Genomic DNA, 23,278 nt, shown 5'->3' on the forward strand with positions numbered 1-23,278 from the left:
TTGATGATAAAATTAGCTCATTGTATCTTTTAAATTGATATGATGAGCTGTTTTTTATCAAGTGGTGATAACTATAAATTATCGGAGGAAAAATGCGATATTTTAATGAAGCGGATAAATGGCAAGAGCTGTTAGAAAAGTTTAGTGATAAAAAGAAAATAAATAAGGGTATCCGCTTTGAAAATTTAGTTAAAGAACTCTTGTGTAAACTTTTTCCGGAAAGGAATATTATATTTAATCCGACGAAAGAGACTCATGACGGATCGAAAGATTTTTGGGCAGTTGATAGTGAAAACAGAAGATGGTGGGCTGAATGTAAGAATTACAACTCAAATTTGAGCATGAAAGCGCTTTCTCCAACATTATTTATGGCAGATCTGTATGATATAGATTACCTTTTGTTTTTTAGTTATTCACCGCTGAATCAAAACCTGCTGAGAAAAATCGGCATATATTCAAACAGACATGGAAAACGTGCATTTATCTATGATGATGTAAATTTGGAATATCTGATAATAAAGCATTTTCCAGATAAAGTAGAGGATATAATAAAAACAGCGCCTTCTATGATGGACGTCAGCTTATACATAAAAAATTTTAACGAAAAGCATTCCAGGCTGTATTCGACTGAAAACTTCAACGGCTTTTATGAGCTGGATAAAAATTGCGAACTGGTAGTCGGCGAGATTTATAACATTTATTGCTTGGTAATCAACAGAAAAGGCAGGACAATTGCGGTATCAGCAGAAACATCTTGTCCTGATAAATCATACTATCGTTTATATGGATTAACCAACATATCAGTAACTATGGATGAAAATGAGTTGGTTATGTTCTCTGTAAAGGCCAATTTGCTAAAAAGCAAAAAAAATATAAAGCTCCCCGTAATTACTGCAAAGTGCAAAAACGATGACATAGTTGAACCGGTCAATGATAATCTACCAGAGGTATTATATAATTGCAAAGAGGGGCATATAGTACCCTTAATAGGTACAAACTTTGAATCAATAATATCTGATATCCATTCGATATGTGCGGAAAATCCTCTGTCCGGGGCTTTGATCTACGGAAAGGGCGGTTGCGGTAAAACAAGGATATTATATGAATGTATCCGCGATCTTATGGTGGAAAATTATAAGGTGCTGGATTTCACCGGTTTTGATAGCGGTAGAAACTGGATGGATGTTATAAAAGAAATTACATATTGTGTTTTCTCCGTTTCTGAAGATATGGTGTTAGACATGATCTGTACAATAGAAACCAATACTCCTTTTGACCACATTAATGAAAGTCTTGAGAACAAAAGCGTTTATTCTCTTTTGTCTGCAATAAAGAAAAACGATGAGAGCCGACTCGTTGATCTGTATAATATCCTGTTTGAAAAAATACGGAATAAAAAATATGCGCTTATTATTGACAACTTTCAGTCGTATTCTCCCATGCTGATAGATTTCTTTGAAAGAATGATCAGTTACTTCTTAAATTGTACCCGTAGTGTAGATGTCAAGCTGTTGTTTTCGATAAATGTTGAATTGATCTACAATAATGAATTTACTGAGTTTATTGGAAACTTCATGTCTTTGACAGGCAAGAACATATCCTCAGGATTTTACTGCAAAGAGATATCGGGCTTCAATAGCGTCGAACAGGCTATGGTATTCCTTGCTTCAAAGTTAAGACTGAGTAAATTTCCCCAATATAATCAGATTAAATCAATACTTGAAGGCAAACACATACTAAATCCCAAGCTTCTGGAACAGATAGCGGATTACCTTGTCACCCAAGAATGCGTTGTATTAAGGGAGCAAAAAGGATTCGTACCTGATACTGAGCGATTGATAAAATGCATGAATAAGGTGCCTCCAGAATATGAAAGGCTTTTCAAATTCAACTATGAAAAGTTTTTAGAGATACACTCGAGTCAGGCCGAAGCTTTCAAGCTTATTTTCTCAGTATTATATTTGTTTGAAAGAATCGAAAACGAACATATAGACGCATTTGAACTTCAATCCGAGCCCATCGGTCTCCTGTGCAATCATGGTATAATAATAAACTGTGGTTCATCGCAGTTTCCAAGCTATTCCGTTGACCATGACCTCAGCTTTGAGTGCCTGTCAACAGTCATTTATAACGATCTTTTAAAAACTGTTTCACTAAGGATCATAGATTCAGATTTAACAGACAATAAACGGTTGTATATGCCGCGCTGCTATTTAGATTTTTGCAGACTTGCATGCGGAAAAATGAAATTTGATGAACTTGTCAAGACTGATCTGTACCATATCGACGATCTGCAAAACCGACATAAACTCCCCTTTGCTAAACTATATCTTGACGCTTGTTTATCCCATCTGGAGGATAAGCCTCCGCTGATGCTGAATCGTATCAACATTATGTGCAATTATGTCAGCGATCATATTGGAGTCAAAACAGCAGAGGATCTTTTTGAGCGAGCCTATAAACGTGTCAAGAATATAAAGCATAACGATTCGGAAGTGCTAAAGGAATTATTCTCGTTTTATATTCATAATGCTGAAAACAAGATGCATTTGTCCAAGTATAACGATGTATTGACGCTTTATAAAGAGTTTGAACGTGTTATTGACCGCATCATTCATCTGGACGATATGCTGAAAAAAAATTTGTTATACGCTCGTGCATATATAAAAAACAGAATGTTTGTCTGCGGTAAAATAGAAAATGATCCCTTCAAAAGAATCGATATGCTTTATAAATCTGAAGAAATATGTAATAAATACGGGTTCTGGGATATACAGTTTGAAAACTACTTTGACGAAGCAAATCTCTATATATCAGACCCTGATAAACGGCAAGATCTGTTATTAGCGCTGAATAACGGTTTTGACGCATTCAGGAAAACAACTGTTTATCAAAAAAAGAAATTCATGCCGAATTTTTTATCAAAGAAGTTGCAGCATATGTGCATAGAACAGGATTTTAAAAAAGCTTTGTCGACTTCAGAAAAAGCGCTGGAGTATCTTCAACAGAATAACGATATTAATTATCATCTCTTCTTCAAAAAGCGATATCTGAAATACAGATTTATCTGTATGATCGCTTTAAATATGACGGAAAATACCGGTCAGCTATTGAGTCAATTAAGCGTAATAGATGATCTTTCTGGCAACTCCGATAAATTCGAGATAATGTACTATTACTTTATTTACTCTTTTTGTCTTAATGAACATCAGCAAGCAAAATCACATTTTGAAGAAATGTATACCTACGCTGCCCGAAATCCGGAACACAGGGAAAAGTACAGATGCATACTAACAGATTCCGCAATAAAGCTCCGCTCTCTTTATAAAAGCGCAATCACACTTGATCTCGAAAGTGATCAACACCCTGCATTTTTTTCTTCGACCGATGACGTACTGACTGCAAACAAAAAAAAGCTTGAACAGATTAGGAAAAGTTTTATGACCACTGCGCCTATATCTACCAAAGACAAAATAAATTTTTATTATTAAGCTTCAGGCAGTTCATTCCATATCAGTTTGTGAAATAAAAGGACATCATGAGACGCATTTTCTGCCATGATGTCCTGATAACTATGCTAGCAAACTCCGTTGATTACATCTTGCAAAAATACTACATTGCCTGCTATATCGTAGATAAGATCATTTTCAATGTTTCTCATCTCCTGCCAGATTCTGTTATCCTTGAGCGACGGAAAATAATCAACGAAGTAGATCAATGGAGTAGAATATTCCATGAAAGAATAAGGCACAACATCATAGATCTGTAAAGAATCTCTGTAATTAGCCTGACCAGATCTGTAAGAATGGATATCTGAAATATCACATTGAGCATATTCAGAGAATGCATTCTTATACCATTCATATTCAGAAGTAGTTGACAGATTTATCATCGTATACAGCGGCTTTATTCCTCTGGTCGAATCAATATATTCGATCGAACTCTTTATATCTCTTCCGACTGTAGGAAACAAAGGATTTCCGGTATTTTTACGCCAGAACATAATATGCGATTCCTCCCTCAAATGATCGAAACTCAGCTTCTTTCCGTTTAACGGAGAGCTTGACCCGCGGTGAAAGGCAACCGAGTCCGCCACCACCCAGTTTTCATATCCCTGTTCAAGAAACTTAAGACCAATATCGCAGTCGCTGCAACAGTACGGCATATCTGTGTCCATACCGTTAACGCTGTTGTACAATGACTTATATGTCATAAGAACTGCGCTTGTGGAGGATGTGACACACCTGTCGCACAATGCGAGTGGATAACTGCTCTTGTGACCTCTTAGAGTATGTACTATATGTTTCTTTGAATATTCTATACCAAAATCAATTATCCGGCTGCTTGACGGTTCGATCAGTTTTGGACTTACCGCTCCGATTTTACTATCACTTTCGAGCTTTTTGATCAATGGAATATACCAGTTGCTAAAGCTAAAAATATCCTGGTCGCATAAAGTGATTATGTCTCCCTTAGCCATGTCGACACCCATGTTTACTGTTTCAGAATACAGCATTGATCTGGGCACCTTGACAAACTTTATCCTTGAGGAGAGTTCAACGTCAAGTTCACTCTTGTCTGCGTTATTTCCTACTACGATGATCTCAACATCAGAATCAATATATTTCTCAAGCTGCGCTGTAGTATACTTAAGCATATCCTTATTTCTATGGTATGGCATTATTATACTTTGATTCATACTAATTTTATACCTCCTTTTTATGAAATCATTGATTAAATTCAACATAGCAGCCATGCACACATTTTGTTTGCATATTTATCGTCGTATTGTAAGTAAATGTCTTAATATATGTGAGCATGTCTGTGAAAATTTCTGTACTGTTTAACAAAAAACTAACTTCACAATACGTATGCCGTTTAATCATTGACTTGATAGAATATAATTTTCAGCCTCATAAATGTCCGTCTGTTCATTTACATTAAAATCTGCCTCGCCTATTTCAAAGGCATAGCACTTTTTTCCCTGATTGATGGCAAGACGTATCCAATCTCCCATTTCATATTCTCCTCTCTGAGCATTTTTTTTAAGCTTTGGTAAAACATCCAGCATAGTCTGGCGCATCAAGCAGTAACCGGTACCCTTATATTGGTTGAACATATATTCAGGCTTCTCAACAATTCTTGTTATCAATTTTTGATTGTTAATTTCAACAGTATAGGCTTTGGCAATATTTTCATCGCTGTCTTTAACTATACCGCATACACAATCGGCTTCTGTTTCCCTGAAAAACTTGAGAAATAAGCTTAATTGATGCCGAACCAGGAGTTCATCGCTTAGGCACATAAGAAACGATCCGTTTATATTCTGAATCGCTTGCATAATACCGTGTGCAATACCAAGCTGAGGCTGTTGTTCGATATATTTAACGGGGATACCATTGTACGACGATCCTATGTAATTTATAAGCGAATCTTTATTATGACCGACTATCACCAGTATTTCATTTGCGTTGATCTCATGGCTTAGCTCAAGGTTATAATCAATCAAAGCCTTTTCCGAGACCTTTACAAGGCATTTGTTCGTGACTGGCATATTAAGTCTTGTGCCTTTGCCTGCCGCTAATATTATCTGCTGCATTTTAACCTCCGATAATTTATAGTTATCACCACTTGATAAAAAACAGCTCATCATATCAATTTAAAAGATACAATGAGCTAATTTTATCATCAATTTCTCTGATACCTCACCGCCCTTTCAAAATTAATAACCCCATTTATCTTTCTGACCTCGTCAGTACACATAGCCCTAAGCTTCACCATTGTTTCATCATCAATATCATTGACCGCCGCAAGCATATGCGATATAGCACCCAGTTCAACAGCAACCTTAAACATGGCACGGGACAGCCTCTGTTCCGTGCCTTTTACAATTCCCTCCGTGAGCGTTGCAAGCTGCGGAGCAAGATAATCAACAAGCTCGGGCTTGTTCTGCAAAAGGTAACCGCAGTAAAATCTGATTGCCTTTTCCATAAACTCCGTGCGAGACGAGCAGTTGTCCGACTTGTATAAAATATCGACCGTTTTCATCGTTTCGGGAAATACATACAGCGGAAACTTGATTTTTTCTGCTGTGACACCATCGTTTTCTTCTGCAATATCGGTGCTTTTTTTCATTTTTTGTACTTTTGACTCCATGATTTTCGCAAACCTCCTTTTTTGACTCCATTTTTTCAATGCTTGTAAATCCTCGCAAAATCGGCGAGCTTTGCTCGTCCGATGTGAATGTTTTGGCGGCTTTGACGCCAAAACTTTAACCAGCAATATATTAAATGCCCCTCAAACCCACCCGAAATCATCTGATCCCTGCCATTCTCAAACTTTGCAACAAATCGCCCCAAATCTGCCTCGATTGACTTTAGGGTAAAGTTACCCCACTCATGCTCTGAAAACGCCACACGAGGGCACACGGTGCGAACCGTGGCGAATTACTGCTCGGACTGCTTTTCCGATTCATCAGGAGCAAGATTCTTCGGCTTTCTCGCAGGCTTTTTCGCAGACATCATATCAATAAAATCTCTCACATTCTGCGGAACGACCTTGCCGTAAAGCTGATCCACATACTTTTCAAGCTCAGCCGCAAGAGTTGTGTTCTTCTGCTCCAGATACATTTCTATCGCCGAGAGCTTTTTCTCGTTTACATTTACCGTAACTGATTTTTTCAACCTATCACACTCCAATAAAATTAATTTTCTGATGAGCTGTCCTCATTCACACTTTGAATAGCGTCAGTCACCTCCTGAGGATAAGTCACTCCATCATAGGTACACCAGCTTGTCCAGCTGCCGTTTGAAACATTTTCTTTAGTGACATATCCAAGGCTTTCCGAACTGTAGATCACCTCGCCGTTTCCAACATAAATTCCGTGCTGACTTCCGTCAAACAACCCTATCCCGACAACTTCAGGCATAGTATCTATACCACCCTGCTCTGTGTAAACAAGAGTATCGTAATCGGAATCAAACTTTTTATCGGTCGGACTGTAGTTCAGATATCCCAGCACAAGCCCTGCATTATCCGCATAACGTATTCTGTCAGTTTCATTCCTTTCACCAATAAAACCGTTCATATATCCCCAGCCTGAGATGTAAGCATTATCAGCCCAAGCCGCAAGATCAGCACAATTTTTCGTGCCTGTATCAGTAAACATAAACGCATTTATGGTGCTGTTCATCACAAAAGTGTATGTGCGGACAAACTCATCATAGTCAATATCCAAACCGTAAGTTGAGTTTATCGCCGCAATTAAATCACTGTCATTTGGAGCAACGACAAACAGATCAGCATATGACTCAGCATTAAAATTCTGCACTTCATCAAAGTATGACATATATATCAGCTGAGCCTTGATCGTCTGATCTCTCACCCCTGCATTTGCCATAGCGTACTCTATTGCCTGTCCTTGATTTTGGATATTTGTTATCTCCGCCTGCTGTTCGCTGTCCAGACTTTCAAACAAAGCCGACTCCGTAAACAGACTTTTGTCTATGTCAGGCTGTTCAATATTCATACTTCCAATACTTGAGATCACAGCAATAGGCAGGAACATAAGCCCCAGAAAGCCGGCGATGATACTGCCGACTGCCACAAACAGCTTGCCACGCTTGTTTTCATCTCCGAGAATATATATGGCTATCTTTTTCACCGCCACCGCAACTGCTGCCGACATCAGATCACCTCACGAACTTCAAATTCAGTAAATGCACCCTGCGTTTTCATTTCTATGCCGTGCATATATTCCAGTGCACCACGCTCCGTTGCAAACAAAATAGGCTCGCCGTTATGACGAACCCAATCCTCAAAAATATTTCTGCTGTTCTCAGCATAACGTGTTTTCCATATGCCGTATTTTTTCTTCTGCAATTTTATCGACCTCCTATTGTAGTCAAACTCAAATTTTACACCTGTTGGGAACAGTTTTATCTTCCCCCAGCCGAACCAAACAAACCCGCCTTGTAAGCAGGAGCAATGACCTGCAGCAGATACCTCTCATTTCCGCACCGATACAGACAAGTTCCTCTTTCGGGATACTTGATAAGACTGTACTCTGACTCTTCCAACTGTAAGGTGTCAATAAATGCTGTGGGCGAGATGTTTCCCGGATTGAACAGAAAATGATGTGACGGAATAGAGAACAGCGGCTTGGTAAATTCCTTTATCTCAGGCAGCAGAAAGTCCTCGATATTCTGACTTGCCAGAATAAACGAGGACTCTTTTTTACGCACACGTTTCATACCGTTGCGAATATATTCGATTGCCGTCATATTTGTAAGGAATAAATATAACTCATCGACTGCCGCAACAGTATTTCCGCGCCCTAAAAGCTGATTGCTCATGTAGCTTAGAATGTTGAACAGCAGCGTATCTTTCAGCCGCTTGTTTGTATCCATAAGACCTTTCACTCCGAAACAGATAAACTCGCTGTCTTTGATGTTGGTGTGCCCGTTAAAATATTTGCTCTCCGCGCCTTTGCACATACTGTGCAGTCCAAGACAGATGTTCTGTAAAATTTCTTCTGTGTAAAGTTGCTTTTTAGACTTATCAAAAGCGTAAAACTCCTTTTCCACAAGGTCATAGAGATCTGACATCATGGGATGATCCTCGCTTTTCAGCGTACTGAAATCCGTAAAATCATCTATGCCGAATCTTGCGTACAGCTTCATCAGCATAATTTCGATCGTATCTATCTCTGCGTCTGTGAAGTCCTTGTACGCTCTGAAAAAATCCTTGAGATAGCTGATGTGCTGACTGAGCCTTGTGACCTTTCGGAAGGTTTCCGGACTGTCATCTGTGGACCTTTCTCCGTCTGACCACGCTTTCGGTTCAAGAGGATTTATCATAAATTCTCCCGACATCATATCGATATACGTTCCGCCAAGGTTTGAACATAAATCTTCGTATTCATGTTCAGGGTCTAAGACCAGAACACTTTTCCCTGCCTCACGCTGATTGCATAAAAGCAGTTTCATCAGATACGACTTACCCTGACCGCTGTTGCCGAGGATCAGGATATTGCTGTTTGTCTTGTCCTCGGTACGCCTATCAAAATCTACAAGCACATTGCTGCCGTACTTATCTCGCCCGATATAGAATCCGTTTTCATCGGTCTTGCCCGAATAGTTCAGCGGATAAAGATCAGCCACAGAACTTGCAGGAAGAACACGTTCAAACTGACTTGCAAACACGTTATTGCCTGCAGGATGAACAGACAAGAACCCCTCTTTTTGCCGCAAAAGCAAACGGTCAACAGATATTTTGGAACGTGTAAGCTCCATTTGAATATCGGCTTGCAGTTCTTTCAGCTTGTCCTCAGTACTTGCTTTTAGCTCGATAAACACGGCCGTATGCAGGAGGGGTTCTTTGTTCCTTCTAAGCTCCGACAGCAGTTCTACCACATCGTCAATGTTGTTCTGAGCCTTTATGCTCTCGTTGACGTCATTTGTGGTGGTCATCATATGGTTTTTCCTCATTGCCTGCTGAACGATCTTCCTTTGCTCCATGCTTGTAACAAGGCGGTTGTAGATACGGAGCGTTACACCGTTCCTGTCCGCAAGGTGAGCAAGTATAGCCGTTTCTTCCGTACTTGGCGGATACTCCGTCACCGCCCAGCAGGACTTGTAGAAGTTTCCGCAGATGTAGTGGTCGGTGTAAAAGCGGATCACGCTCGGCATGGTGCGGTCGAAAAAGTCCTTTGCTTCCACTATCTCAAGCTGCTCATCAGACAGTTCTTTTTTCTTCTGCTTTTTAGTTCTCATTTGTTTTCGCCTCCAAATCAAATTCGGTTTCTCCCTCGATATCGGGTATCTCATCGCCTGAAATACTCGTTCCGAAATACAGTGCAAGCATACGCTTGATATCAGATTTGCTCATTCGCCGAGCTGCAAATCCGTGTTCGGAAATCGCTTTATCCACTCGGTTGATGGTGTTAAAGATCTGTTCGTACTTTTCACGTTTGAACCTTAAAGCGAACACAAACTGTCTTGCAGAGGACATTTCAAGTTGGATCTCGTCGAGAAAATCATAGTCAGCTTGCAGCAGTTTTCTGACCGCCTCGTTCTGCTCCGTCTGCAAACGCTTTTTCACATACATTTTGTTTGAGTCAAAACATTCACAGGAGTCAAGAGCAAGTATCTCAAGGTCGGGTATAGTGCTTAACAGCATCATAAGATGATGTATTTTGACGTCGATATTAGCTGCTGACAGCACGGAAATATTAGTCGGCTCTACGCTGAAAAATGCTATCTCAGCCTTATCGGTCTTTACACCGAAACGAGTAAAGCGTTCAAGACCTATCAAGCCCTGAACGCTGTTTTTGTTCTTTGTCATTTAAAATTTCCTCCATAAATACAATTGCTGCGAAGTCAGAAAAAACTTCACAGCGTTAAAAAGATAGTCCATTATCGACATTTCATCTGCTCTTACAGTCACAAAAGCATAGCAGGCTGTAACTGCAAAGGGGATAATGTTCCAAAGATTCACAAGCACTATCACAGACAGAATAATTCCGCTGCATATGATGATAAAATCACGCACGTTCCAGAACCACAGCTTTACGCTTGCTCTCAGGTTTTCGGGGTAGATGTAGATTTTCATTTTTGTTATCACGCTCCGTTTCTTTGCATAAAAATACAGCCAAGTTTTTAGGCTTGACTGTATTTACAATAATTACTCGTGAGGATAGATTTCTACATTTAAAAATTTATCCAAAGGAAGTATAGTTGATATATCACTAATGTCTCCTATATTCATTTCAAAGTTATCTGATTTTTTATTATTAACCATAGTAAATCGATATTCTTGTTGGTATGCGTATTTTTTCCTTTTATGAAATACTGAATTTCGTATGCCTTTTAATAAGCTACATATAAATGGGGTTACATCGTTTATTGAATCATCGTAATAATTCACAAAGTCACCTATAATATCAATATTCATTTCTAAAGCTTTATTTTTTATTCGATTAAAAAACTCTTGTTGATCCTTAATAATTAACGCTGTGTCATAAATTTCTAACCATTTTTTCTTTTGATCTTCATTAAAACAAAATGATTTATGAATTTGCGGATTGATCCCAAACATACAAAATACAAAATCATCTTCATTTGGAGTTGAAAAAACTTGATTATTACATGGTTCAATTATACTCTTTTCCGGGATAATCAATTGAGCGTTATTAACATAAATTTTTCCCTCAAAAGGATCTCCGATTTCTTCATCTCCACTAGTTTGATATCGATCTCTATATACCTTTAAGCTATTCATATAAAATGAACCTTTTTGTATTTTTTCAATTATATCTGCGGTCTGAAATTTAAACAATGGAAATCCACTAATCTGTCCTTGATAAATTATTGTTTTATCCATAATCTTTCACCTCACTACAATATTATTATATCATAAATCCACATTTCTGTCAATTTGCAGTTCTGAATGCAAGATTATGTTTTTGCCTTAATCAAGCCAACAGCTTTAGCCCCCATAGAAACAGTATGACTAACACTCATCATATTGACTCTTACGCTGGTATCAAGCCCGTACATCTGAGCTATCCTCGGCACTTCGTTAGCCGACAGACATATCCCTACCGCAAGCAATGGGTGCTGAGTGTACGTCAGAAGTCCGATATACAAGATCGTTGTCTGCAAAAACGCCGTCAGGCAAGTAGCTATGACCTGCTTGCACCAGCTGTAAAAGCCGTCAATGTAGCCCCTCGGAACTCCGAACATATACAAGCTCCCAACAGCTATCTGACAGAGCATTATTCCGCCTCGCTTGATGTTTGCAAACACAACTTTCACCGTGCAGTAGCCGAACAGAATTATGAAAAACAGGCTGAACAGCGATACATCAGAGGCAAGAGCGACTATGACCGAAAGTCCCGTGCCTGCAACAGTTGATGAAGTTGCCCCTATGAAACCGCCTAACAGCTCGTAAGAGAAAGTCCCTTGAAGAGCAACGCAAAGCGAGTACAGACGCTGAGGAACAACTGTCACCAGACTCGCCGCCATAAACCCTTTCAGAACGTTTATGCAGGTGTTTTTGATGTTTGCCTGCCCCGATTCGTAGGCTATCGCCGTATCGAACACCGCAACTATCATTCCGCATACAAACAGCATCCAGGCAAGGCTGTGAAACAGCGATATGAACGACTGCACCCACGACAGGGCAAAAATATCGCTTGTGCTTTCGTTTATGAATTCAAACAAATCAGCTACCGCCCCGTAAATGAGATTGAACAACCAATTGAACATGATGTCCCATATCTCGTCGGTAATTGCGTCCACAGCTGACCCTACCGTGCTATCCCAAAGCGACGATATTCCGTCGCCTATCCAGTCTATGGCGTCACTTATCCAATCAAACAACGCTGCCACCTCGTTTCTTGGAACGATTTGTTTTAGTTATCTCACCCTTTATTCGATACAGCGAACTTCTCCGACCGCCTTGTGGATGATAACGTGGAAACCGCTCCAATAGATCACGCTTTTCTAATTCGTTAAATGCCCGAAACACCGTGCAAGTTGACAGGCTTAGATCCTCTGCAATTCGACCCACTGAGGGGTAGCATTCTCCGTTTTTGTCTGCTCGTCCGCACAGATAACAGTATACCGATACTGCCTTATGAGACAAGCCTAAATCGTAAATTCTTCTCGGTAATATCAATTCGCATCAACTCCTGTTCGTTTTTACATTGGTCTTTTTCTTTGGCGATTCATCTTCAAAATCTTCGTCATCGACAATTTCAAATTCCGCTGTAGAAGTCACTTTTTTCTTCTGCGGATATTTAATCTCAACATCACGGATAAGCTCATCACGCTCCTTGTAGGAAACGTATCTTGCGGTTTTATCCGGCAGACGGTACTCGCCTTCAAATTTAATACCCCATTTGAAGAACAGCTTTAGTTTTGAAATCATCGGGTGAGCACCTGTTTTCATGACAATAAACTGTCCCTTTGGCATACTTTTCAGTTCATCAACCGTCATCAATGGTCTGCCTATCATCTGCAAGGATTGAGATTTATCTCTGCCTTGCGAAACCGAACCGCTTAACACGGTCTGTTCGCCGAGGGATTTTGAAAGGATCTCCGCCGACTGTGAATTTGGTGCAAACCCTCCGAAAACCGTGAGCTGAGTATTGTCCGTTATGATTTCCATGCCCTGTTTGCCGTAGTTCTGTTCAAGCTGTGCAAAGGACTGGATTATCGCAACTATGGATATTTTTCTTGAACGACCTGCCGAGAACATCGCCTCTGCTCCGTCGATTTTCGGAAACGTGCCGAACTCGTCCATGTAGAACATTACACGGTTCGGAAGTGCTCCGCCATGCTCATCGGCTATGACCAGAATCTCACGGTATAACTGCTGAATCAGCAGACTTACCATGAAATATTTGCTTGTATCTTCTTCGGGAAGAACGATAAAGATAGCAGACTTTTCATTACAGAACTTCTCAGCGTCTATCGCCGTTCCAAAACACAGCATTTGTTCAAGTTCAGAATCAAGAAAACTGTTGAGCCTTGAAAGTGCAGTCGACATTACCGACAGCATAGACTGGTCAGACGCATTCAGAGCCGCACCCGCAAGCCATTTTGCCTTGTGTTCGCTTGGCAGCTTGTCCATAAGCTTTGTGAAATACATTTTCGGCTTGGCTTTTGGGTCTGGCTGATACTTTGCAAGCAAGTCCTGAATAAGCTTGAAAACGGAAACTATATGCCGTTCGTTTTTGTCGCCAAACTCCGCCAAAAGCAGGATAACAGAGGCAAGCAAGCCTTCCGCTGCGTCGTAGAAAAATGCGTTTTGACCGTAGTTTGAGCTGTCACCTCCGCCGATGTTGATTATGGTTTTTGCTGTTATCTTTGCATACTTTTCCGCCTTTGCCTTTGCCGAAAGGTCGTTTTTATCGGACAGATAAATATCCATATACTTGTTTACAAGATGCAGGATATTGTTTTCGTCTGAACGTGTAGGGTTACGCAGATCAAGCACAGAAACATTGTAGCCGTAATACTTTTTGGCGATAGTTCCGTAGTTCCTTGCAACGTCGCCTTTTGTATCAGTTGAGATAAATGACATTCCGCTTGCGCAAGCAAGTTCAATGTTCGGGTACAGGAAATATGCGGTTTTGCCCACGCCTGCCGCACCTATCATCAGCGTATGAACATCGCCATCGTCTACCATAGCTATGGTCTTCTTTCCCGAACCTCTGCAACCAACAACCGTACCCTGAATGTCCGGCAGATTCTTTCCCTGCCGCCAGAGTTCAGGCTCGAATGGCAGAGGGATAAAAGTACGCTTTATCTCAGATTTTGTCGCCCACCTCGCAGTTCCGTGCTGTCCGTTGCCAACTTTCTTTGCCTTTATTCCGTTAAGCGATTTATTGTCAAGCAAGTTCACGACCACCAGAAAGGCGATAAAAATCACGACAAGTATGCCTATTAAAATCATTTGTTTTTCATTCAATTTTTCACTTCCAATCTGTATAGGATATTCTGTCTTTTGTATTTAATAAGATAAGTTAGTTTGTTTTATTCAAGGTATTGCGCTGTGAGGCGGAGGGTATGGCAATAGCAGATAAACGGCTATTGCTGCAAGTTTTTCTTAGAGGACTAAGTCCTCTATTTTGCTTTGCAAAACCGAAAAACTTGGTCAACCGAATTCCATACAGGGTTCGGGTTCTGAAACGATTTGGATATCCTCGGTCTGCTCCTGAACAGGAACACTTAAAGTTTCCTCAACGGACATTCTGACGGCATTGTCCGCAAGCTGATACAGCAGTTTTGCCGTATTTACAGACTGGTCATGGGTACGTGCAGTTCGTCGAAAGTCCTTTAGCACTGTCTGAACACATTCCTGCAAATTCCTTTGTTTCTGTGCCTTTTTGCCCTTGTCGGTATAGGGCTTATAACTACTCTTTAGCTTGTGTTGTAGCCTTTCAAATGCTTGACATTCGCTGTTTATCCGCTCACTTTTGGGCATGAAAAACGCCGAGCCTGCAAGAGCATACTCGGCGAGATATTTGTATTGTCCGTTTTTGAAGGTTGCATAAATTTGCGATGTAAGCTTATCGGGACGGCATTTGAGATACCCCAATTCTTCTATTTGCCGCAGATATTCTTCCTTGCGTTTATGCGGAACAGCAGGCAAAGGTTGAACACCATTCTGTGCTTTCAGCATCTCGTTCCAATCCTTGAACTTAGGTGCAAGCCGTTTAACGTTTGGATATCCGTTCTCATTAAGAATATCCCGAAGTCTGTCTACGGCTTCGATGCCTCCCTCATCATTATCCACGCAAAGCACAATTTCAGTAAGATTAGAATGGTTCTTTAACGTCGTTAAAACTGCATTTTCATACACACCGTTCATTGCAATGTAGCTGTGCTGCTGCCAGTCTTTGGGGTACAGCGTAAGAAAACTCATCATATCAATGGGAGCTTCAAATACATAAAGACGACTGCTTTTTCCAAAGTGAGAAAAGCTGTACTTTGTGTCCGAACCCTCACAAGTTATGCGGAATGCGTTTCCGAACGTTGAGGTTGAACGCTTGCTTGCCTGCCTTGGAACGCCGTTTTCGTCAACGCCTACGAACACCGCATTATGGTGTTCCTTGTCCTCATAAAGCGTGTGCTGTTTTGCGAAATACGATATAATATCCGGTGCGATAAACCGCTGTTTTATGAGGTAAGCATACACTCTGTGCATATTTGCGTTTACCTCGGGCAGCTTGAATTCTTTCTTTTCTTCCTTTGCTATAGCTTTCGGAGGACTGTGGGACAACGGAGTGACCCTCTGTCCCAACAGTTCCTGTACCGCAGTCTGAAAGTCCATATCATAGAATTCCTGCATAAATTTTATTGCACCGCCGCCGACCTGATTTTTATGATCAAACCAGGTAGAGCCGTGGATAGTTATGCTGTCGTGCTTGCCTGAACTGTCATAGTAAATGAGCTTATGCTCTCTGCCAACACGCTCTAATTTCTCACCTCGCATTCTCAGGAATTCTTCGAGGTCTACGCTGTTGGCAAGGATTTTTTGTTCATCTGTAAATGGGATATATGACACTTTATCACCTGCTTTCTGTTTACTAGGGTTGATTTTTCGAGGTTGGTGTGGTATAATGGATAATAACATAAATCGAAATTTGTAGGAGATAGCCATGAAAAGTAAAATTATCTATTGTCTGAATTTTCTCTGGACGAGTTTTATTGCATTTTCATTTCCAATATGTTTCGGCTGGATTTTTCTTGATATAACTGGACATTCAAAAGGCTATAGCTATGATTTAGGCTCGGAGAAAGATGTTTCTATTATGCTTGGCTGTATTGAGCTACTGATTTGGCTTGCTTTATCATTTCCCTCAAATATCTATGTATTTCGGAAAACATTGAGTAAAGGCAAGGCATATCTGCTTATCCCTATCGTATTGTATATAACACTTGCTGTAATTTGCGTAATGATTACACATGGTGGGTGGACATCATACGCAAAAGAAGTATTTAATATATAAATTCTGATTTATACTCCCCAAAACCAAAGGGCTGAGCCAACCTCAGCCCTTTTTTCATTTTAAATCAGTACTTCACATTCCCCTCAAAATTACTCATCAGCTGCGAAAAGCTCTGCCTTTCCATCATATCCGTACCAAGATATGCTCCTGATACTACTGTCAGCTTGTTCTCAGAAAGCACAGCATAGGTTTCCGTGTACCCAAACTGCGTCGCCATACCATCGGTTTTCTGAACGGAACTGTAACGCTGATATTTACCATTTGAATATACATTTGTTGTCATACGATAATTTGACACAAAATCGTCCTCAGTGACACCGTTCATCTGTGCGGAGGTCTGACCGAAATAGTAATCCCCGAAGTTTTCGAGGATATATTTCATATCGTAATCAAGCTGTGACTGTGACAGATCAACGCAGAGAACATTAATTATTCCGCCGCCGTTTTTGCCTTTCAAAGTAACCTTATTCACTCCATTGAAATTATCGGTTTCGTTCTCAAAGGCACAGCCTTTCATCGACTCAGTAACCAATTCGCTTGTATCTTCAAAGCTGATATTTGAGTCAAAAAACTCAGCGATAAAGGTATCGGACTTTACCTGTTCATTGTTGACGGTACTTTCGACCTCCGAAGAGACAGCCGAATCCAATGACTCGGCTGTTATCGGAATTGTTGTAGTTTCCACCGTCTGTATTGGCGGACTGATCGTTCCGCAAGCTGTCATTGTCAGCATAATCGTCGCTAAAATTGCAGTCATTACTTTTGCTTTCATATTCATTTTCCACCTATCAGATTATGCTCCAGATGTACAGCGGACAGGTCAGAGAAAAGATTAAACAGCCGAAAATGATAGCGATCGGCGTCCATTCAAGCTGACCGTGTTTGCGATAATCGAGGTATGCGAGTGTTATCTTCACAAACAGCAGAACTGCAAGTATAACGTCTATCACGGGAAACACCACATTGTTTACGACTGATACGACCTGCGATTTTGCCGTAGTCCAAGTGCTTGTCACCGCCCCCGCAACATCGCCCGAAGCATAAGCTGTTAGCGACATCATAGCCGCAAAGCACACCGAACTTGCTGCTGCGATCAATTTCTTTTTAGATCTCATTTCACATCATCCTTTCTTTGTTTCTTATCATTCTTCTTGCATATGAGCATACCGAAAGTCATAATAACCGCTGTGGCTACGAGATAAAGTTCAGCACCATTGTCTGCGGATACACCTGTATTAGGAGTATCTATTGTGACTGTAGGAGGAGTTTCAAGATCAGGCGTATGCTCATCGTACATAACGACCTCGGTTACACTTCCGTCAGTATTCACAGTAAACTTTATCTCGCTTGCAATCTCATAACCGTCTGGAGCGATCGTTTCACGGAGCGTGTATTCCTTGCCTGCGATCAGCTTGCCCTCGATAAAGTGAGCCTCGTCTGTTGATACCCACTCCGTGGCAACATTTCCGTCCTCGTCAATAATCTGAAGCGTTGCGCCTGCAAGCTCCTTGTCCGTAGTGATATCACGCTTGCTGATTTTCACCTTTGTGGTATCGTCTACCATTACGATGAGAGGATTGCCGTTCTCAGAAACAGCAGTTGCGTCCACATTTTCTACAGTAATCTTGCCATAAACATCAACTGTAAATCTGATGTCAGTTGCGATAACATAACCGTCAGGAGCGGCGATTTCCTTAAGCGTGTAATCTCCGGCAGGAAGCTCGGTAACAACATGATTTGTACCATCAGAAGTCCATTTTTCAACGACTTTGCCATCAGAATTTTCAAGCTGCATTTCTGCACCTGCAAGCTCGTTTCCATACACATCTTGTTTACTTATCTCAACAGTTATAGGCTTATTTACTGCTGTAATTTCGATAATTTCTCCGTCCTCAGAAATAGTCACGGGGTAGCTTTCATCGCTTAAAATGTAGCCTGTGGGAGCTTCGATTTCCCTGACGATATACTCACCATATGGGATCTTGTCAAATTCAAAGTGTCCGTTTTCATCGGAAACAGCGGTCATATATGCGTTGTCGGCAGTAAACTCAGCGGTATCAACAGCAAACAGTCCGAACAGAGCATTTTCAAGAGGTTCGTTGCTCTCATTTACCTTGATTCCCTCGATTTTACCACGTTTCAGTTCATTTACGAACTGCCCGCAGTCGATTGAAACAGTAGTTACTTCCTGTCCCATATACTCGAAGTTTACAAGGTACTTTTTACCGTTCAAAACATAATGCTCATCGGTTGCAATTTCCTGAACATAATACTTGCCGAACGGAATTTTTTCTGCAATTACAGCCGTCATATCCTCGTTCAGCGAAACCTCCGCAATCAGACCGTCGGCAGGAATTACCGAGCCGTCAGCGGCAGTAATATCCTCTGCGGCAAACAATCCGAAACGAACATTTTTGTAACTTTCTTCCGCTGAAATTCCGAACTTTTCATCATTTTCCATAACCTTAGAAAGAGAAATTTCAATGCCCTGATAGTCATTTTCAAAAGCTGTGCCAACGGTATCACGAACTGCGATTTCCTGCCCTGCGTAGGTAAGCTCAACAAACTGAGATTCTGCGTTCAGAACATAGCCGTAAGGTGCCTGAACCTCCTTGATTTCGTACTTACCGAGATACAATAAATCGGTTTCCGCATATCCGTTTTCATCGGTAGTAATTTCAGCCACAACATCGCCTGCACTTGCACGGACTGTGCCGTCGAGCATAACAATATCCTCTACAGCGATCACCTGAAATACTGCACCGCTGAGATCTCCGTTCGCAAACACAGGAGTGTAAGTTGTTGGATTCACGATCATTTCACCGTTTTCATTTGTGTATGCGGAGGAAGCCGTTGTCACGCTTGTGAAAATATCGCCTGTTTTCCGAACGCTGATTTTTCCTTTTTGAGCGGTATTTTGCTTTTCAACTTTGACAATAGTAAACGAGTTTTCTTTCTCTGCATTTTCTGAGGAAACCGAAAATGCTACGGGAGTTTTATCAAGCGCATAGCCGTAAGGAGCCTGAACCTCAATAAGTGAATACTCACCGTAGGGAAGAACTTCGGGAGTGATCAGATATCCCTCGCTGTTTGTGTAGAAAGTGTCGATTGTTGTTGGGGTAGGGTATGCAAAAGTCATTGAGATCTTCTGACCATTTGAATCGTAGATCTCAAATCCTGCGCCCTCATAAGGAATGGTTTTTCCCGTTTCGGAATCCACCTTTACAATCTTGATATAGCTTTCAAACTTTGCATTGTTAATGAGATAGCGATAGGTCTGTCCGTTCTTGCTGATATTCACATCAAAATCAGCAATAAACTCAGTACCTTCCCAGCCGACTGTCTGATGCACAGTGTAAACGCCGTATGGCATATCCTTGGTTTGTGCAAATCCGTTTTCATCACAAGTCAGATGATCACGTTCTGTTTCAACAGCATTTGCATAAGAACCGGAGGATTTCAGATAAACCTCAAATTCAGCTCCCACTTCCGGAGTTTCTATCTGAGTAGAGCCGTCATCGGAATGCTTGATCATTGCGATATTTCCCTTGATAACGTCCTCAGTCACTGCCATAGAAAGTGGGTTATGCTCAATGAAATAATTCTCAGCTTCTGCACCAACTGAGTAAACTGTTTCGTCAAGGAGATAGCCCTCGCTTGGTGAAATTTCCTGAACAGTGTAGTTTCCGCAGACATACTCTTTTGTCTTGAAATATCCGCTTTCATCGGTAGTATAGGTATCGACAAGCTCGCCGTCCTTGTACAGTCCGTAAACTGCTCCTGCAAGCGTTCCGTCGCCCTGTGCTGATGTTGTTTCAGAATCCTGCTTTGTTACCTCAACTGTAAACTTTTTGAGGATATTTTTGAATGTCTTGGTTGTGGTCGCATCTGCCGTAAGGGTTGCAGTCTGATCCGCTGGAACTACATATCTTACGGGAACATTTTTCTCGGAAATGGTGTACACGATCTTCTCATTATTGCTGTTGTAAACGGGAATATCGGAAAGAATTGCAACACCGTCCGAACCTGTTTTAATTGTGTAGGTCTTACCGTTGCCCGTAATAGTGAACTCTCTGTCGCCGTTCTGATTGTCCTCGGACTGCTTATTTATCTTTATCGAGCCCGTTTTAAGTTGATTGTTGAACTTCACATTCACAGTCAGATCAACATCTCCGCTTGTCAGCGTAACATTTTGAGCCTTAGGAACTTCGTATCTTGTATCTATATTGATCTCGTATACGGTGTAGGTGATCGCTTTGCCCGTAGATGTGTTGTATACCTTTAATCCGCTAAATTCGGCAACGCCGTTTGCTTTGGTTTTCTTGGTGTAACTGCTGCCGTCGTTTCCTGTGACCTTGAACTCTCTGCCGCTTACGATCCCGTCATCGGCGGTCTTATTGACCTTAATTGTGCCTCTCGTAAAATCTTCGGTCACAAATATATTTTCGTCAACCTTTAATGCGAACACTTCTTCAGAGATACTGTAACCTGTCGGTGCGGAGATCTCCTTAACGTAATACTGCTTTTCAGGTAACTGAATGGAACCTGTTCCGTCCTTGCCGATAGTGATCTCGCCGACCTTGTTTTTACAAGCCTTATCGGTATATACTCCGTATTTTGCAACCGTGCCGTCTACCTTGCTTGTGCCTGAAATCTTAACCGTTCTGTCTGAAGCAAGAACCTTAGTTATTTCAAATTTTACATCATTTTTTGTTATCCTGAACGCCGACATATTCATAGCGGTAGCAGTCTTACCGTCAGTTTTGTTGTTGATAACAACGCCCTCCGAACCGTTTGATTCGATTCTCCAGTGTGTACCTCCTGCGCCTGTGCCGTCCCCGACTGTTTTGGAATTGATAAGACTTTCCGAAACGCCGATAGACTTAAGGTAGCTTATTACATCATTTCTTGAATCAAATTCGCCCATATATATCCAAGCGTGATCCTCACCACCCGGATTCTGAGCGACCACCACAGAACCTGCTGTAATAACCGAACCATCAGCACACTCCCAATACGGGCGGTCCGTTGTCTTGATGTTTTTCTTTTCGACTTCGACCTTTGAAGTCTTTCCGTCGTAAGTTATGGTGCAGTTATCATTGACTGTAAGCCAATGATCTGTGTCAACAGGCACAGGGTTGTTCCAACTGAACCCCGATGTTTTGTATCCAAGCTGCGTAAGAGTATAGTACACAAGACCCGAACAGTCAATGCCGAGATTATTTATCGTTTCAACAGAAAGCGGAGTGTACTGACCCTGAACATACGCATGCCAGTAGCCCTTGTTTCCATAGGTATACGGCGAGCCGAGCAAGGTTGCCGCCTTTGCGATCACCGTATCCGCTGACGGGAATGCCGGGTTTTCCATAGGTGTGCTTGCGGCACTTGCTGTGATTGCTCCGCTCATAGATAAGCCGAGCATAGAAAAAGCACAGAGTCCTGCCATGAACCCTGCGCTGAGTTTCTTTAATATTTTCGATTTTTTGAACATAAAGTGCATTTCTCCTTTTCATTTTTGCAAAGAAAAAGAGCCGGATTTCGGCTCTTTTTTTATCTTATTTATCACAATGTTCTTTTGCTTTCAAATAGATTTCCTGAAACATCTCCGTATCTCTTATTTCATCATACACACTCCAATTCAGATAGCCCAGAAGTTCTTTGCAGCATAACGTGGGCGATGAAACACTTATGTCATACATATCATATATAAGCTTGTTTACCGCAAGCGAGGTGTATGGCTTTCTCTCAGGCAGTTCATCAACGGCAATGGAATAATTCAAGGCTTTTCTCAGATTTTCAAATGCCTCATCGTAGTCCTTTGCCCGTACTGCAACCGCAGCAATGTGAGTGCATACCAAACACATAAGCCTGTAATGGAAATTATAATCTTTATTTTCAAATATCACCTCAGATACATCAACGATCTTGTTCAGAATTTTTAACCTGTCTGTATCTTCAAGCTGCGGATCATTCTCACAGTTCACATCAGCTCTGGTAAGCAGAGAATAGCAAAGCTCCTGCAAATGAAGGATAATATTTTTCTGAGAAAGCACCATTTTTTCATCACCTGCTAAAAGAAATTCTTTGACCGTATTTTTTTCAGCAGCAGGCAACTCCTCAGCACGCTTCAACGCCTTTTCCTTGTTCCCTGCCCAATAGTAGTAATAGCATATATCCACTCTCATCCAGTCAGTGATCTTTCTGTCAGTACAATTTGCCAGAATATATTCCGCAATTTCAGCAGCCTCCGACGATCTCGTCTTGCTTGTTTCTTCGCCCTTACTCTCAAGACAAAACAAATTTGCCGCAAGCTTGGCTGACATCATATAGTTATTCGGAAATCTTTTCACCGCCTCGTGCAGCAATGCTACATTTTCCGCACGCAGACCCTTGCTCTCGTTCTCATCGACCTGTGCTAATATTTTTTCAGCCTCTTCGTTGCTGCATATTTTCTGCATACCCACCAGCTCATCAAGGGACACGCCAAATATCTGAGCAATCGAAGGCAGCATTACGATATCGGGATAACCATCTCCGCACTCCCATTTAGACACCGCCTGAAAAGACACATTCAAACGTTCAGCCAGCTGCTCCTGCGTAAGACCCTTTTCTTTACGAAGCCGTTTCAAGTTTTCACCTATAAATAAATTCATAATAACCTCCTGATATTCAAATAATATTCAACAGTACTGCTATGATTTTATTATAAAGGAGAACCGCCGAAAAATCAATAAACCGGTATTTGAATATTGTTCA

The 23,278-nt window shown here is 41.2% G+C and carries 20 protein-coding genes; 2 read left to right on the top strand and 18 right to left on the bottom strand.

What is annotated here, in order from left to right; genetic code table 11:
- Positions 1 to 92: 92 nt before the first annotated feature.
- A complete protein-coding gene (locus tag OCV57_RS13310; RefSeq protein WP_267301942.1) occupies positions 93 to 3,491 on the top strand; it encodes a hypothetical protein in 3,399 nt (1,132 codons plus the stop codon).
- An 86-nt stretch (positions 3,492 to 3,577) separates the two neighbouring features.
- Here the strand turns inward: OCV57_RS13310 and OCV57_RS13315 are convergent, their stop codons facing one another.
- The 14 genes from OCV57_RS13315 to OCV57_RS13380 all read right to left on the bottom strand — a co-directional run bounded on the left by OCV57_RS13315 (position 3,578) and on the right by OCV57_RS13380 (position 16,077).
- Positions 3,578 to 4,699: a glycosyltransferase family 2 protein gene (locus OCV57_RS13315; protein ID WP_267301943.1), complete on the bottom strand. Its 1,122-nt coding sequence runs from the start codon at positions 4,697 to 4,699 to the stop codon at positions 3,578 to 3,580.
- Positions 4,700 to 4,882: 183 nt separating this feature from the next.
- Positions 4,883 to 5,599: a sugar phosphate nucleotidyltransferase gene (locus OCV57_RS13320; RefSeq protein ID WP_267301945.1), complete on the bottom strand. Its 717-nt coding sequence runs from the start codon at positions 5,597 to 5,599 to the stop codon at positions 4,883 to 4,885.
- Between the two features lie 89 nt (positions 5,600 to 5,688).
- Positions 5,689 to 6,156 carry a hypothetical protein gene (locus OCV57_RS13325; protein ID WP_267301947.1) on the bottom strand — a complete coding sequence of 156 codons (468 nt, stop codon included), beginning with the start codon at positions 6,154 to 6,156 and terminating at the stop codon, positions 5,689 to 5,691.
- Between the two features lie 290 nt (positions 6,157 to 6,446).
- Positions 6,447 to 6,683, bottom strand: a complete 237-nt coding sequence (locus OCV57_RS13330) for a DUF6103 family protein (protein WP_267301949.1) — start codon at positions 6,681 to 6,683, stop codon at positions 6,447 to 6,449.
- Between the two features lie 20 nt (positions 6,684 to 6,703).
- Positions 6,704 to 7,687: a hypothetical protein gene (locus OCV57_RS13335; RefSeq protein ID WP_267301951.1), complete on the bottom strand. Its 984-nt coding sequence runs from the start codon at positions 7,685 to 7,687 to the stop codon at positions 6,704 to 6,706.
- Positions 7,687 to 7,881: a hypothetical protein gene (locus OCV57_RS13340; protein ID WP_138337397.1), complete on the bottom strand. Its 195-nt coding sequence runs from the start codon at positions 7,879 to 7,881 to the stop codon at positions 7,687 to 7,689. The genes OCV57_RS13335 and OCV57_RS13340 overlap by 1 nt, the downstream gene beginning before the upstream one ends.
- A 56-nt stretch (positions 7,882 to 7,937) precedes the next feature.
- Positions 7,938 to 9,773, bottom strand: a complete 1,836-nt coding sequence (locus OCV57_RS13345; protein WP_267301952.1) for a VirB4 family type IV secretion system protein — start codon at positions 9,771 to 9,773, stop codon at positions 7,938 to 7,940.
- Positions 9,763 to 10,344 carry a hypothetical protein gene (locus tag OCV57_RS13350; RefSeq protein ID WP_267301953.1) on the bottom strand — a complete coding sequence of 194 codons (582 nt, stop codon included), beginning with the start codon at positions 10,342 to 10,344 and terminating at the stop codon, positions 9,763 to 9,765. Before OCV57_RS13350 ends, OCV57_RS13345 begins: the two co-directional genes overlap by 11 nt.
- Positions 10,345 to 10,611, bottom strand: a complete 267-nt coding sequence (locus OCV57_RS13355; RefSeq protein WP_267301954.1) for a hypothetical protein — start codon at positions 10,609 to 10,611, stop codon at positions 10,345 to 10,347.
- 72 nt (positions 10,612 to 10,683) lie between these two features.
- A complete protein-coding gene (locus tag OCV57_RS13360) occupies positions 10,684 to 11,382 on the bottom strand; it encodes a hypothetical protein (protein WP_256322724.1) in 699 nt (232 codons plus the stop codon).
- Between the two features lie 74 nt (positions 11,383 to 11,456).
- Positions 11,457 to 12,383 carry a conjugal transfer protein TrbL family protein gene (locus OCV57_RS13365; RefSeq protein WP_267301956.1) on the bottom strand — a complete coding sequence of 309 codons (927 nt, stop codon included), beginning with the start codon at positions 12,381 to 12,383 and terminating at the stop codon, positions 11,457 to 11,459.
- Positions 12,376 to 12,681, bottom strand: coding sequence for a helix-turn-helix domain-containing protein (locus tag OCV57_RS13370; protein ID WP_117893661.1), 306 nt, complete (start codon positions 12,679 to 12,681; stop codon positions 12,376 to 12,378). Before OCV57_RS13370 ends, OCV57_RS13365 begins: the two co-directional genes overlap by 8 nt.
- A gap of 6 nt (positions 12,682 to 12,687) precedes the next feature.
- The gene (locus OCV57_RS13375; protein WP_267301967.1) at positions 12,688 to 14,463 is read right to left on the bottom strand and encodes a VirD4-like conjugal transfer protein, CD1115 family; all 1,776 of its coding nucleotides are present in this window, start codon (positions 14,461 to 14,463) and stop codon (positions 12,688 to 12,690) included.
- A gap of 201 nt (positions 14,464 to 14,664) precedes the next feature.
- A complete protein-coding gene (locus tag OCV57_RS13380) occupies positions 14,665 to 16,077 on the bottom strand; it encodes a DUF3991 and toprim domain-containing protein (RefSeq protein WP_267301957.1) in 1,413 nt (470 codons plus the stop codon).
- A 94-nt stretch (positions 16,078 to 16,171) separates the two neighbouring features.
- On the opposite strand from OCV57_RS13380, the gene OCV57_RS13385 reads away from it, so the two are divergent.
- Positions 16,172 to 16,522 (top strand): hypothetical protein, encoded by a 351-nt coding sequence (locus OCV57_RS13385; protein ID WP_046438598.1) that lies wholly within the window; start codon positions 16,172 to 16,174, stop codon positions 16,520 to 16,522.
- A 64-nt stretch (positions 16,523 to 16,586) separates the two neighbouring features.
- On the opposite strand, the gene OCV57_RS13390 is transcribed toward OCV57_RS13385, so the two are convergent.
- The 4 genes from OCV57_RS13390 to OCV57_RS13405 form a co-directional block, all read right to left on the bottom strand.
- Positions 16,587 to 17,294: a hypothetical protein gene (locus OCV57_RS13390; RefSeq protein WP_267301958.1), complete on the bottom strand. Its 708-nt coding sequence runs from the start codon at positions 17,292 to 17,294 to the stop codon at positions 16,587 to 16,589.
- Between the two features lie 16 nt (positions 17,295 to 17,310).
- Positions 17,311 to 17,637: a DUF3852 domain-containing protein gene (locus tag OCV57_RS13395; protein ID WP_138338170.1), complete on the bottom strand. Its 327-nt coding sequence runs from the start codon at positions 17,635 to 17,637 to the stop codon at positions 17,311 to 17,313.
- Positions 17,634 to 22,013 carry a SpaA isopeptide-forming pilin-related protein gene (locus OCV57_RS13400; RefSeq protein WP_267301959.1) on the bottom strand — a complete coding sequence of 1,460 codons (4,380 nt, stop codon included), beginning with the start codon at positions 22,011 to 22,013 and terminating at the stop codon, positions 17,634 to 17,636. Before OCV57_RS13400 ends, OCV57_RS13395 begins: the two co-directional genes overlap by 4 nt.
- Before the next feature lie 64 nt (positions 22,014 to 22,077).
- Entirely contained in the window at positions 22,078 to 23,175 is a 1,098-nt protein-coding gene (locus OCV57_RS13405) for a helix-turn-helix domain-containing protein (protein ID WP_051706256.1), read from the bottom strand.
- Positions 23,176 to 23,278 lie beyond the last annotated feature (103 nt).

Source organism: Hominimerdicola aceti, from assembly GCF_025567495.1.
Taxonomy (GTDB): Bacteria; Bacillota; Clostridia; order Oscillospirales; family Ruminococcaceae; genus Hominimerdicola; species Hominimerdicola aceti.

What these genes read in the sequence shown, in the direction of transcription:
- OCV57_RS13320 (WP_267301945.1), bottom strand. Translation starts at nt 5,599, where the DNA reads ATGCAGCAGATAATATTAGCGGCAGGCAAAGGCACAAGACTTAATATG.
- OCV57_RS13375 (WP_267301967.1), bottom strand. Translation starts at nt 14,463, where the DNA reads ATGATTTTAATAGGCATACTTGTCGTGATTTTTATCGCCTTTCTGGTG.
- OCV57_RS13350 (WP_267301953.1), bottom strand. Translation starts at nt 10,344, where the DNA reads ATGACAAAGAACAAAAACAGCGTTCAGGGCTTGATAGGTCTTGAACGC.
- OCV57_RS13335 (WP_267301951.1), bottom strand. Translation starts at nt 7,687, where the DNA reads ATGTCGGCAGCAGTTGCGGTGGCGGTGAAAAAGATAGCCATATATATT.
- OCV57_RS13390 (WP_267301958.1), bottom strand. Translation starts at nt 17,294, where the DNA reads ATGAAAGCAAAAGTAATGACTGCAATTTTAGCGACGATTATGCTGACA.
- OCV57_RS13315 (WP_267301943.1), bottom strand. Translation starts at nt 4,699, where the DNA reads ATGAATCAAAGTATAATAATGCCATACCATAGAAATAAGGATATGCTT.
- OCV57_RS13360 (WP_256322724.1), bottom strand. Translation starts at nt 11,382, where the DNA reads ATGGATAAAACAATAATTTATCAAGGACAGATTAGTGGATTTCCATTG.
- OCV57_RS13355 (WP_267301954.1), bottom strand. Translation starts at nt 10,611, where the DNA reads ATGAAAATCTACATCTACCCCGAAAACCTGAGAGCAAGCGTAAAGCTG.
- OCV57_RS13405 (WP_051706256.1), bottom strand. Translation starts at nt 23,175, where the DNA reads ATGAATTTATTTATAGGTGAAAACTTGAAACGGCTTCGTAAAGAAAAG.
- OCV57_RS13395 (WP_138338170.1), bottom strand. Translation starts at nt 17,637, where the DNA reads ATGAGATCTAAAAAGAAATTGATCGCAGCAGCAAGTTCGGTGTGCTTT.
- OCV57_RS13345 (WP_267301952.1), bottom strand. Translation starts at nt 9,773, where the DNA reads ATGAGAACTAAAAAGCAGAAGAAAAAAGAACTGTCTGATGAGCAGCTT.
- OCV57_RS13400 (WP_267301959.1), bottom strand. Translation starts at nt 22,013, where the DNA reads ATGTTCAAAAAATCGAAAATATTAAAGAAACTCAGCGCAGGGTTCATG.
- OCV57_RS13325 (WP_267301947.1), bottom strand. Translation starts at nt 6,156, where the DNA reads ATGGAGTCAAAAGTACAAAAAATGAAAAAAAGCACCGATATTGCAGAA.
- OCV57_RS13385 (WP_046438598.1), top strand. Translation starts at nt 16,172, where the DNA reads ATGAAAAGTAAAATTATCTATTGTCTGAATTTTCTCTGGACGAGTTTT.
- OCV57_RS13310 (WP_267301942.1), top strand. Translation starts at nt 93, where the DNA reads ATGCGATATTTTAATGAAGCGGATAAATGGCAAGAGCTGTTAGAAAAG.